Source organism: Brachybacterium sp. sponge, from assembly GCF_001613775.1.
Taxonomy (GTDB): Bacteria; Actinomycetota; Actinomycetes; order Actinomycetales; family Dermabacteraceae; genus Brachybacterium; species Brachybacterium conglomeratum.
The window spans coordinates 224942-236334 of the sequence record NZ_LRMP01000003.1 but is presented as its reverse complement, the minus strand read 5'-3'; the positions used below and the strand labels follow the sequence as shown (position 1 = coordinate 236334).

The window sequence follows — 11393 nt, the reverse complement described above, 5'->3', positions numbered from 1 at the left end:
TCGCCGCTGACACTCCGGTCAGGAGTTCTTCTTGCCGTAGCGGGCCTGGAAGCGGGCGACGCGGCCGCCGGTGTCCAGGATCTTCTGCTTGCCGGTGTAGAAGGGGTGGCACGCGGAGCAGACCTCGGTGCTGATGGCGCCGTCGGTCTTGGTGCTGCGGGTGGTGAACGTGTTGCCGCAGGTGCAGGTCACCTGGGTCTCGACGTATGCGGGGTGGATGTCAGCCTTCATGTCTCTCCTTGCTCGGGGTCGCTGGGTCGGTGCCCGGCGGGCGCCGTGAACCAGAACCGACGTCACAGTCTGCCACGCCGGGGCGGGGCGGGGCGAGGGCTCGCGGTGCGGCGTGCGCAACATCGCAGCGGCCGACGGCGGATGCGCCCGTCGGGCGCGGGCCCCGCCCTGCAGTCCCGCCTGCGGGGCGCTCAGGTCGACTCGCGCACCACGAGCCGGTAGTCGACCCGGCGGTGGGCCTCCTCGCCCCGCAGCGGCACGGTCCCCTCGAGCATCCCGGCGACCAGCTCGACGGCCTCCCGCGCGACCCGGTCGATGTCCAGGGAGAGCGTGGTCAGCTCCGGGGAGACCAGGGTCGAGATCTCGAGGCCGTCCACCCCGGTCACGCGGACCCGGGAGGGGACCTCGATGCCGGAGCGGCGCAGGGCGCGCAGCATCCGCACGGCGAGCTCGTCGTTGAAGGCGACCAGCGCGTCGGTGCCCCCGGCGAGGAGCTCCGGCAGCGCCTCCTCGTGCCCCTCGTGGGGGTGGACGGTGCGCACGGGCACCTCCCCGCCCGGGGCGAGGCCCGACAGGGCGCCGACGAGGGCGCGGGTGCGCTCGTCGGTCTCCTGCGTGCCGTGGCCGAGCACGACGGGGCGTCGCACGCCCCGCTCCCGCAGGTGCTCGGCGAGGTCCGCCATCGCCCCCGTGCGCGGCAGCTCGAGCACGCCGGCCTGGTCGATCTGCTCGGGCGTGCCGTCGACCTGCACGATCGGCATGCCGCCGCCGCGGATCCCGGCGGTCGCCACGCCGTAGCCGACCAGCGCGTCCACGCGACGCGAGAGGTCCGCGGCGACCTTCTCGGGCTGCGGGGCGTCGTCCGCCTCGGCCAGGACGACGTTCCAGCCGTGCGGGGCGCAGGCGCGCACCACCGCCGCACCGAGCTCCGCGTAGTAGGTGTTCGAGAGCCGGCCGACGACGAGGCCGAGCGTCGTCGGCCCCTGCTCGACCAGCCCCCGCCCGAAGCGGGAGGGCCGGTAGTTCAGCTCCTTCGCGGCGGCGAGCACCCTCTCGCGCGTCTCGCCGCTGATGCCGGGCATGTCGTTCAGCGCCCGCGAGACCGTCTGCCGCGAGACCCCGGCGCGGGCGGCGACGTCGATGATCGTCGCCCGCCGGCCCTGCCTGCTCATCGGGACGGGGAGCGCAGGTCGAGCCAGGCCATCTCCTGGGCGCTGAGCTCGACGCCGAGTCCGAGGGTCGAGGAGCGCATCTCGCCGATGCTGCGCGGCCCGAACAGGGCGAAGGTCGGGAACTGCTGGTGCAGCACGAAGGCGAGCGCGATCGCGGTGGCGGGCACGCCGCGCTCGGCGCCGAGCTCCTCCGCGCGGGCGAGGCGCTCGAAGTTCTCGTCGCTGTAGTAGCAGCGCACGAGCTCGGCGTCCGAGCGGTCCTCGGGGTGGGCGCGGCCGGTGAAGAAGCCCCTGGCCTGGGAGGACCAGGGCAGGAGGGCGATGCCCCGCTCCTCGAGCCAGGCCTTGGAGTCCGGATCGGTGGCGTGCACGCAGCCCGCCCACGGCACGTCCAGCGCCTCGGCGAGGCCGAAGTGGTTCGAGAGGATGGTGAAGCCCGTGCGGCCGTTGGCCTTCGCGTAGGCGTTGGCCTCGTCGACCCGCTCCGGGGTCCAGTTCGAGCCGCCGTAGGCGCGGATCCGGCCCGCACGCAGGTGCTCGTCCATGACGTCCACGAACTCGCCGACGGGGATGTCGGTGTTGTCGCGGTGCATCATGTACAGGTCCGCGTAGTCGGTGCCCTGCCGCTCGAGGGACTCCTCGAGCTGGCGGGTGAGGGACTCGGGATCGCAGTGGGGGGTGTGCGCGCCCTTGGTGATCATCACGACGTCCTCGCGCACGCCGCGGTTGCGCACCCACTGCCCCACGAGCTTCTCGATGTACCCGCCGCCGTAGATAAAGGCGGTGTCGAAGGTGGTGCCGCCCATCTCGAAGAAGGCGTCGAACATCGCCGAGGCGTGGGCGAGGTTCATCTGGTTGTCGCAGCCCATCACGAGGCGGGAGACCTGCTTGTCCACGCCCGGGATGCTGCCGTAGGCCATGGGGACACCGGCGCCGGTGGGCACGCTGCCGGCCTGCAGCGGCCGGCCGGTGAGGGTGGGGATGTCGGCGGTGTCGGCCTCGAAGGGGAAGCGCAGCGAGAGCTCCTCGCGCCAGGCGTCCAGGGCCCGGGCCTGGCCGAGCGAGTTCTCGGCGGTGAGCTCGGGGACCTCACCGCCCTCGCGGGCCGCGCGGACGAGCGCATCGGCCTCCAGCGCGTAGGCGGAGGCGCGGGGGATCTCGAGCCGGCGCGGCTCCTCCCCCACCGCATCGAGCTCGATCACCTGCTCCTCGCCGAGGCCCCACGGGTCCGACAGGCGGATCACCCCGCGGGAGCCGGTGATCGTCGCGGACTGCGGATCGGCCAGGCGCACGCCGGTGCGCAGGGAGGCGGTCGCGCCGCCGGGGAAGCTCAGCTCGGCGACGGCCCATTCGTCGACCCCGGTCTCCCCGATCGTGCCGCGGCCGGTGAGCGAGGCGGGCTCGACGGAGGGACGGCCCACGGCGGCGCCGGCCACGAAGCGGGCGAGCGAGAGCGGGTAGCAGCCCACGTCGAGGATCCCGCCGCCGGCAGTGGCGGTGTCGAAGAGGCGGCCGCTGCGGGATCCGGTATCGAAGGCGAAGGAGGCGTCGACGTGGACGAGCTCGCCGATCGCGCCCTCGGCCACGAGCTCGAGGACCCGCACGGTCTGGGGGTGGAAGCGGTACATGTACGCCTCGAGCAGCACCTTCCCGGAGCGGGCGGCGAGGTCGAGCAGCGCCATGGTGGTGCCGGAGTTCGGGGTCAGCGGCTTCTCGACGAGCACGTGCTTGCCGGCCTCGAGGGCGGCGGCGGCGAGGCGGGCGTGGCCGGTGTGCACGGTGGAGACGTAGACGGCGTCGACCTCGTCGCTGGCGAGGACCTGCTCGTAGTCGCCCACGAGCGCGGGGCCCTCGAGCGGGAACTCCTCCGCGAACGCGGCCGCCCGCTCGGGCGAGCTGCTGCCGACGGCGACGAGGACGCCCTCGGCCGAGTCGGGCAGCTGGGAGGCGAAGCGGCGGGCGATCGCCCCGGGGCCGAGGACGGCCCAGCGGAACGGGGTGGAGGAGGTGCTCATGGGTGCGGGATCCTTCGATGGGGGCGGGCGTCGTCGGCCGTGGACGCTCGGCGACGCGACCTGGAGGGCCCGCTCGTCGTGAACGTTCACTATCCCTTACGGTAGCCGCTCCGACGACCGGTCACAAGCGCTTCCCCGGAGCTCGCCGGATCGGATGCGCCCGTCCCCGCCGGGACGGCGCGCCCCGGAACGACCGCTCACGCACGGACGGGCCGGGACCGCTGCGCAGGGCAGCGGTCCCAGCCCGTCCGTCGGCCGTGGCGGCAGCGGGATCAGTCGCCGCTGCGCGCCCCCACGCTCGGGGTGTTCTTCTGGACCGTCATGAGGAACTCGGTGTTGGACTGGGTCTTCTTGACCCGCTCCAGCAGCAGCTCGAGCGCCTGCTGCTGCTCGAGGGCGCCGAGGACCCGGCGCAGCTTCCACATGATCGAGAGCTCGTCCTTGCCCATCAGCACCTCCTCGCGACGGGTGCCGGAGGCGTTGACGTCCACCGCCGGGAAGATCCGCTTGTCGGCGAGGTGGCGGGACAGGCGCAGCTCCATGTTGCCGGTGCCCTTGAACTCCTCGAAGATCACCTCGTCCATCTTCGAGCCGGTCTCGACCAGCGCCGAGGCGAGGATGGTGAGCGAGCCGCCGTGCTCGATGTTGCGCGCCGCGCCGAAGAAGCGCTTGGGCGGGTACAGCGCCGAGGCGTCCACGCCGCCGGAGAGGATCCGACCGGAGGCCGGGGCCGCGAGGTTGTAGGCGCGGGAGAGGCGGGTGAGCGAGTCCAGCAGCACCACGACGTCCTTGCCCAGCTCCACCAGGCGCTTCGCGCGCTCGATCGCGAGCTCGGCGACGATGGTGTGGTCCGAGGCGGGGCGGTCGAAGGTCGAGGCGATGACCTCGCCCTTGACCGTGCGCTGCATGTCGGTGACCTCCTCGGGGCGCTCGTCGACGAGCACGACCATGAGGTGGACCTCGGGGTTGTTCGCGGTGATCGCGTTGGCGATCTGCTGCATGATGATCGTCTTGCCGGCCTTCGGGGGCGCGACGATGAGGCCACGCTGGCCCTTGCCGATCGGCGAGACGAGGTCGATGATCCGCGGCGCGACGGAGTTCTGCGCGGTCTCCAGGCGCAGACGCTCGTCCGGGTACAGCGGGGTGAGCTTGGAGAAGTCCACCCGCTGGCGGGCCCGCTCGACGGGCATGCCGCTGACGGTGTCGACCTGCACGAGCGCGGCGAACTTGCCCTGGTTCTGGCCGCCCTTGCCGCGGCGGTTGCGGCCGCCGCCGTGGTGCTGGACCTGCTCGACGTGCTGCTCCTCGCCCTCGCGGGGAGCCTTGACCTGGCCGGTCACGGCATCGCCCTTGCGCAGGCCGTACTTGCGGACCTGGTTCATCGTCACATGGACGTCGCTCGGGCCGGGCAGGTAGCCGGTGGTGCGCACGTAGGCGTGGTTGTCGCGGATGTCGAGGATGCCCGCGATGGTCATCAGCTCGTCGCCCTCGCGGACCTCGTTGTCGTCCTGCGAGCCCTGACCGCCCTGCTGGTTCTGGCCGCCCTGACCGCCCTGCTCGCCGCCGCGGCCGCGGCGCTTGCGGTCGCGCGAGCGGCTGCGGCTGCGCGAGCGACCGCGGCGGTCGTCGTCGTAGCCGTCGCCGCCCTGGCCGTCCTGCTGCTCGCCCGATCGGTCGGGAAGCTCGATGTCCTCGAGGCGGCGGCGCGGGGACCCGCCCTGCTCGTTGTTCCGGCCGCGATTCTGCTGACCGTCGCGGTTCTGCTGGCCGTCACGGCTCTGGTGACCGTCACGGCTCTGCTGGCCGTCGCGGTTCTGCTGCTCGCCGCGGCCCTGGCCGCCGCGCTGCTGCTGCTGGTCGCGATTCTGCTGATCACGACCGTGCTGGTCGCGGCCCTGCTGGTCGCGGCCCTGCTGGTCGCGGCCCTGCTGGTCGCGGCCCTGCTGGTCGCGGTTCTGCTGGTCGCGTCCGCCCTGGTCCTGCTGGTCACCGCGGCGGCCGCGGCCGCCCTGCTGCGTGCCCGAGTCCTCGCGGGCGGCGCTGCGGTCGGGCAGCTCGATGGCCAGATCGGGGGCGGTCGCCTCGGGGGCGGAGGCCTCGCGGGTGCTGCGGGAGCGGGAGCGGTTGCGGGGACGCTCGGAGGCCGCGTCGGACGTGCCGGCGGCCTCGGGAGCGGAGGCGGCGTCGGCGGGTGCCGAGGCGGCGGGCGTCGAGACGGCCGACGTCGGAGCGGCAGGCTCCGCGGCGGGCGCCGGGGCGCTCTGAGCAGGGGCGGAGGCGCCGGCCGAGGCGGGGACCGCTCCCCCACGGAGCGCCTCGATCAGCTCGCCCTTGCGCAGTCGCCGGGCACCCTTGATGCCGCGCTCGGCGGCCATGGCCTGCAGCTCGGGGAGCTTCTTCGCCGCGAGGTCCGCGCCGGAGGTGGTGTCGTTCACCCGGGTTCCTTCCTGTCGAACCGGCCGCGCCGGTTCATGTCTGGTCTGGATGCCGCTCAGGGCCGGGGAACGTGCCCGGGCGCTGCGGCGGCGGGTCCGTGCAGGGGGTTCGTCCGCGGTGCGGGGCATCCGCGACCGACCTGCCGGTGTGCTTCGGGGTGCGTCGAGGGCGGCGAACGGACCCATGGGGCATCTCGACGAGGAGATGCGGGGACCGTGCGCGGCGCTGCTCGGAGAGACAGCTCAGCGAGCACATCGGGGCGCGGAGATCTGCGCAGAGGATCCCCCGAGGGGACCATGGTGCAGGGATCAGCGTCGTGCGATGTCGCCTGGACGCAGGGTCAACCTACCACAGGGGCGGAGGGCTGCTCACGCAGCGCCACCTCGGCGATCCGCCAGCCCGCGGGGTCGCGGACGAAGCGGCGCACCAGCGGTGCGAGCTCGCGGCGGCTGCCCGCCATCACGAGCACGGAGGGGCCGGCGCCCGAGATCACCGCGGGATGGCCCTCCTGGCGCAGCACCCGCATCAGCTCGACGCTCTCGGGCATGCCGGGGGCGCGCTGCTCCTGGTGGAGCCGGTCCTCGGTCGCCTCCATCAGCAGCTCCGGCGCCCCGGCCAGGGCGTGGACCAGCAGCGCGGCCCGCGAGGCGTTGAACACTGCGTCGGCGTGCGGCACCTCCGCGGGCAGCAGGCCCCGCGCCCGGTGGGTGGACAGCGTCGCGGTGGGCAGCAGCACCACGGGGCGCAGCACCTCGGCGGCGTGGCGCAGCGGCACCGCCCGCGCGAGAGGTCCCTGCATCCAGGAGAGCACCGGCCCGCCCAGCAGCGCGGGCGCGGCGTTGTCGGGGTGGCCCTCGAACTCGGTGGCGAGCTGGAGCACCGTCTCGTCGTCGAGCGCCTCCGGCTCCGAGACCATCCCGCGGGCGAGCAGGAGCCCTGCCACGGTCGCCGCGGCGCTCGAGCCCAGGCCGCGGCCGTGCGGGATCCGGTTCACGGCGTGCAGGGCCAGCCCGCTCTGGGGAGCGCCGGCGTGGTCGAGGCCGCGTCGCAGGGCCCGCACCACCAGGTGCTCCTCGCCGTGGGGCACGGAGCCCGCGCCCTCGCCGTCGACGGTGATCTCGAGACCGCCGGTGGTCGCGCGGACGCTCAGCTCGTCGCACAGGTCCAGCGCCATGCCCAGGGTGTCGAAGCCCGGGCCGAGGTTCGCGGAGGTCGCGGGGACCTGCACGGAAACCTGCGTGTGCTGGATCCTCACAGTCCGATGGCCTCCGCGGCCGCCGCGATGTCCACCGGCACCACCGTCGGGGTGAGGTCGTGCTGGGTGAGGGCGGTGTCGGTGTCCTTCAGGCCGTTGCCGGTCACGGTGATCGCGATCGTCGCACCGGCGGGCACCTGCCCGCGCTCGGCCTGCTGCAGCAGCCCGGCCACGCCCGCGGCGGAGGCCGGCTCCACGAAGATCCCCACCTCGCCGGCGAGCAGCTTCTGGGCGTCGAGGATCTGCTGGTCGGAGACCGCGTCGATCAGGCCGCCGGAGTCGTCGCGGGCCTCGACGGCCAGGTGCCAGGAGGCGGGGGCGCCGATGCGGATCGCGGTCGCGATCGTCTCGGGGTCGGCGATCGGGTGTCCGGCGACGAAGGGGGCGGCGCCCGCGGCCTGGAAGCCCCACATCGCCGGCAGCGAGTCGGTGATCCCCTTCTCGCGGTACTCCTTGTAGCCCATCCAGTAGGCGGAGATGTTCCCGGCGTTGCCGACGGGCAGGACGTGGATGTCGGGGGCGCGGCCCAGCGCGTCGGCGACCTCGAAGGCGGCGGTCTTCTGCCCCTGCAGTCGGAAAGGGTTCACGGAGTTCACCAGCTCGATCGGGTGCTCCGCATCGAGCTTGCGGGCGATCTCGAGGCAGTCGTCGAAGTTGCCGTCGACCTGGATCAGCTTCGCGCCGTGCACCACGGCCTGGGCGAGCTTGCCCGCGGCGATCTTGCCCTGCGGGATCAGCACCGCGCAGGTGATGCCGGCCGCGGTCGCGTAGGCCGCGGCGGAGGCGGAGGTGTTGCCGGTCGAGGCGCACACCACCGCGGTCGCGCCGTCGCTGACGGCCCGCGACATCGCCGAGACCATGCCGCGGTCCTTGAAGGAGCCGGTCGGGTTCATGCCCTCGACCTTCACGTGCACCTCGGCGCCGACGCGCTCGGAGAGCGCGGGGGCGGGGACCAGCGGGGTGCCGCCCTCCCCGAGGGTCAGCAGGGTGTCACCCTCCTCGAAGGGCAGGTGCTCGCGGTACTCGGCGAGGACGCCGCGCCACTGATGGGCCATGGGGTCAATCTCCTTCGATGCGGAGGACGGAGTCGATGCTGAGCACGGTCGCGGTCGAGGAGAACATGTCCAGCGACGCGGTCATCGCGCTCTCGAGCGCCCGGTGAGTGCTGATCCCGATGTGGGCGAGGGCCGGGGAGCCCTCCTCCCGCGAGTGGAGGAGCTCCTGGTGGATCGTCGAGATCGAGATGCCGTAGCCGGAGAGGGTCCCGGCGATCTCGGCGAGCACACCGGGACGGTCCTGCACGGTCAGCGAGATGTAGAAGGCGCTGCGCAGCTCCTCGAGCGGGATCGACTCGAGCTCTGCGTAGCGGGACTCGCGCGGCCCCACTCCCCCGTGCACGCGGGAGCGCGCCGCGGAGACGACGTCGCCGAGGATCGCGGAGGCGGTCGGCGCGCCGCCGGCGCCCTGGCCGTAGAACATCAGGGAGCCGGCCGCCTCGGCCTCGATGAACACCGCGTTGTACGCCTCGGAGACGGAGGCGAGCGGATGGGAGTCGGGGATCAGGGCCGGGTAGACGCGGGCGGAGATCCGCTCCCCGTTCTCCTCCTCGACGCGCTCGACGATCGACAGCAGCTTGATCGTGCGGCCCATCCTCCCGGCGGCGGCGATGTCCTGCGCGGAGACGGCGGTGATGCCCTCGCAGTGCACGTCGGCCAGGCGCACCCGGGAGTGGAAGGCCAGCGACGCAAGAATCGAAGCTTTCGCCGCGGCGTCGTGGCCCTCGACGTCGGCCGTCGGATCGGCCTCGGCGTAGCCGAGCTCCTGCGCGCTCGCGAGCGCGTCGTCGAAGCCGGCGCCGGTGCGGGTCATGGCGTCGAGGATGTAGTTCGTGGTGCCGTTGACGATGCCCATCACGCGCTGGATCCGGTCCCCGGCGAGGGACTCCCGCACCGGACGGACCAGCGGGATGGCACCGGCGACGGCGGCCTCGAAGGAGAGGTCCACGCCGTGCACGTCCGCGGCCTCGTAGAGGGAGGCGCCCTCCTGGGCGAGCAGCGCCTTGTTCGCGGTGATCACGCTCGCGCCGTGCTCCATCGCCTCCAGCAGCAGGGCACGGGCGGGATCGATGCCGCCCATCACCTCGATCACGAGGTCGGCCTCGCGCACCAGCGCGCCGGGGTCGTCGGTGAGCAGCGCGGCGGGCACGTGCTCGCCGCGGTCCTTGGTCCGGTCGCGCACGGCCACCCCGATGACCTCGAGGCGGGCGCCGATGCGGTGGGCGAGCTCGTCCCCCTGCTGCGCGATCAGGCGCAGCACCTCGGTGCCGACCGTGCCCGCGCCGAGCACGGCCACGCGCAGGGCGGGGAGGGAGGAGCTGTCCGGGCTCGCCGGAGGCTGCGGGACGGTCTGTGACATCTGCGAAGGGTCCTTCCACAGGGGCCGACGGGCGGGAGGGGCGGGCGTGTGCACTGTAGCCGAGGTGGCCGCGCCCGCGTGACCGCGTATGAACGCGTGCGTCCTGGTCGGGGCGGGACGGCCGGGCCGTGCGGTTCGCGGGAGGGGCGGGCTCAGCCGACGTCGAGGCCGAGCAGGTCCTCCTCCGTCTCGCGACGGATCAGGGTGCGGATCTCCCCGTCCTTCACCGCGATCACGGGAGGTCGCGGGACGTGGTTGTAGTTCGAGGCGAGCGAGTAGCAGTACGCGCCGGTGACCGGGACGGAGACCAGGTCGCCGCGGCGCACGTCGGCGGGGAGGTACTCGTCCTTGACCACGATGTCGCCGCTCTCGCAGTGCTTGCCGACCACGCGCACCACCTCGGGCTGCTCCTCCGAGACGCGCCCCGAGAGCAGGCAGGAGTAGTCCGCGTCGTACAGGGCGGTGCGGACGTTGTCGCTCATGCCGCCGTCGACGGAGACGTAGACGCGGTGGTGCGGGCCGCCCAGCCGCACGTCCTTGACGGTGCCGACGGTGTAGAGCGTCTGGGTGGAGGGGCCGGCGATCGCGCGGCCGGGCTCGAAGGAGACGTGAGGGACCTCGAGCTCGAGCTCATGGCACTGCTTCTCCACGATCCCCGCGATCCCGCTGGCGAGGGCCTCCGGGGTCGAGGGCGTGTGCTGGGTGTTGTACATGACGCCGAAGCCGCCGCCGAGGTCGAGCTGGGTGATCGTGTGGTCGAGCTCGTCGCGCACCTGCGCGACCAGGTCCAGCACGCGCCGCGCCGCGACCTCGAATCCGCCCGTGTCGAAGATCTGGGAGCCGATGTGGGAGTGCAGGCCGACGAGCTCGAGGTGCTCGGCGGCCAGGACCCGGCGCACGGCCTCGAAGGCCGTGCCGCCGGTGAGGGAGAGCCCGAACTTCTGGTCCTCGTGGGCGGTGGCGATGAACTCGTGGGTGTGCGCCTCCACGCCCGTAGTCACCCGCAGCATCACGGCGGCGCGCAGGCCGAGCTCGGCGGCGACCGCATCGACCAGGTCGATCTCGTCCAGGGAGTCCACGACGATCCGGCCCACCCCCGCCTCGAGGGCGCGGCGGATCTCGGCGAGGGACTTGTTGTTGCCGTGCAGCGCGATCCGCTCGCCGGGGAAGCCGGCGCGCAGGGCGACGGCGAGCTCGCCGCCGGTGCACACGTCCAGTCCCAGTCCGTCCTCCTCGACCCAGCGGGCGACGGCGCCGCACAGGAATGCCTTGCCCGCGTAGTAGACGTCGGCCCCGGCGAGGGGGCGGAAGGCCTCGGCGAAGGCGTCGCGGAAGGCGCGGGCGCGGTGGCGGAAGTCGTCCTCGTCGAGCACGAAGGCGGGGGTGCCGACCTCCTCGGCGATCCGGGCGACGCTCACCCCGCCCACCTCGACCGCGCCGTCCTCGGTGCGGCGGGTGGTGCGGGACCACAGGCCGTCGATGAGGGTGTTGACGTCGCTGGGGTAGGGCAGCCACGTGGGGGCCGCGTCGTTGCCGTGGAGGGCACCGGCTTCGTGGGCACGCATGGGGGCTCCTGGTCTCGCTCGAGCCCGCCGCACGGGCGGGCCGCGCCGTCGGCGCCCTGGAATCGTAGGAGCGATGCGCACGCAGGCGCAGGCGGGTCCGCACGGCGAACAGCGCCGGGCTCGTGCCTTCCGACCGGTCGGACCACGTCTGCGCAGGTCACAGAAGGGGCTTCTGACAGGGCAGGCCCGGAGGACGAGCCCGACCGGCGCAGCGGGTGAGGCATCGCACTTGATAAGGTCGCAGCATCGGCGCGGGTGCCGCGGGGGCCCGTTCACGAGAGCCCGACGCGACGCTCCGCCGCCT

Annotated in this window: 8 protein-coding genes; all 8 read right to left on the bottom strand. The window is 73.4% G+C overall.

The window, feature by feature from the left end:
- Window positions 1–18 precede the first annotated feature (18 nt).
- Window positions 19–231 (bottom strand): 50S ribosomal protein L31, encoded by a 213-nt coding sequence (gene rpmE / locus A4A78_RS13880; RefSeq protein WP_010549604.1) that lies wholly within the window; start codon window positions 229–231, stop codon window positions 19–21.
- 191 nt (window positions 232–422) lie between these two features.
- Entirely contained in the window at window positions 423–1403 is a 981-nt protein-coding gene (locus tag A4A78_RS13875; protein ID WP_062950282.1) for a LacI family DNA-binding transcriptional regulator, read from the bottom strand.
- Entirely contained in the window at window positions 1400–3418 is a 2019-nt protein-coding gene (locus A4A78_RS13870) for an aldo/keto reductase (protein ID WP_062950280.1), read from the bottom strand. The genes A4A78_RS13875 and A4A78_RS13870 overlap by 4 nt, the downstream gene beginning before the upstream one ends.
- A gap of 272 nt (window positions 3419–3690) precedes the next feature.
- Window positions 3691–5853, bottom strand: a complete 2163-nt coding sequence (rho, locus tag A4A78_RS13865; protein WP_062950278.1) for a transcription termination factor Rho — start codon at window positions 5851–5853, stop codon at window positions 3691–3693.
- Window positions 5854–6194: 341 nt separating this feature from the next.
- Window positions 6195–7109, bottom strand: coding sequence for a homoserine kinase (thrB, locus tag A4A78_RS13860; RefSeq protein ID WP_062950277.1), 915 nt, complete (start codon window positions 7107–7109; stop codon window positions 6195–6197).
- Window positions 7106–8164 carry a threonine synthase gene (gene thrC / locus A4A78_RS13855; protein WP_062950275.1) on the bottom strand — a complete coding sequence of 353 codons (1059 nt, stop codon included), beginning with the start codon at window positions 8162–8164 and terminating at the stop codon, window positions 7106–7108. Before thrC ends, thrB begins: the two co-directional genes overlap by 4 nt.
- A 4-nt stretch (window positions 8165–8168) precedes the next feature.
- Window positions 8169–9524, bottom strand: coding sequence for a homoserine dehydrogenase (locus tag A4A78_RS13850; RefSeq protein WP_062950273.1), 1356 nt, complete (start codon window positions 9522–9524; stop codon window positions 8169–8171).
- 152 nt (window positions 9525–9676) lie between these two features.
- Window positions 9677–11089 (bottom strand): diaminopimelate decarboxylase, encoded by a 1413-nt coding sequence (lysA, locus tag A4A78_RS13845; RefSeq protein ID WP_062950271.1) that lies wholly within the window; start codon window positions 11087–11089, stop codon window positions 9677–9679.
- Window positions 11090–11393: the final 304 nt, after the last annotated feature.

Coding starts and splice junctions, on each gene's coding strand:
- thrC (WP_062950275.1), bottom strand. CDS start 8,164: ATGGCCCATCAGTGGCGCGGCGTCCTCGCCGAGTACCGCGAGCACCTG.
- A4A78_RS13875 (WP_062950282.1), bottom strand. CDS start 1,403: ATGAGCAGGCAGGGCCGGCGGGCGACGATCATCGACGTCGCCGCCCGC.
- A4A78_RS13870 (WP_062950280.1), bottom strand. CDS start 3,418: ATGAGCACCTCCTCCACCCCGTTCCGCTGGGCCGTCCTCGGCCCCGGG.
- rpmE (WP_010549604.1), bottom strand. CDS start 231: ATGAAGGCTGACATCCACCCCGCATACGTCGAGACCCAGGTGACCTGC.
- lysA (WP_062950271.1), bottom strand. CDS start 11,089: ATGCGTGCCCACGAAGCCGGTGCCCTCCACGGCAACGACGCGGCCCCC.
- A4A78_RS13850 (WP_062950273.1), bottom strand. CDS start 9,524: ATGTCACAGACCGTCCCGCAGCCTCCGGCGAGCCCGGACAGCTCCTCC.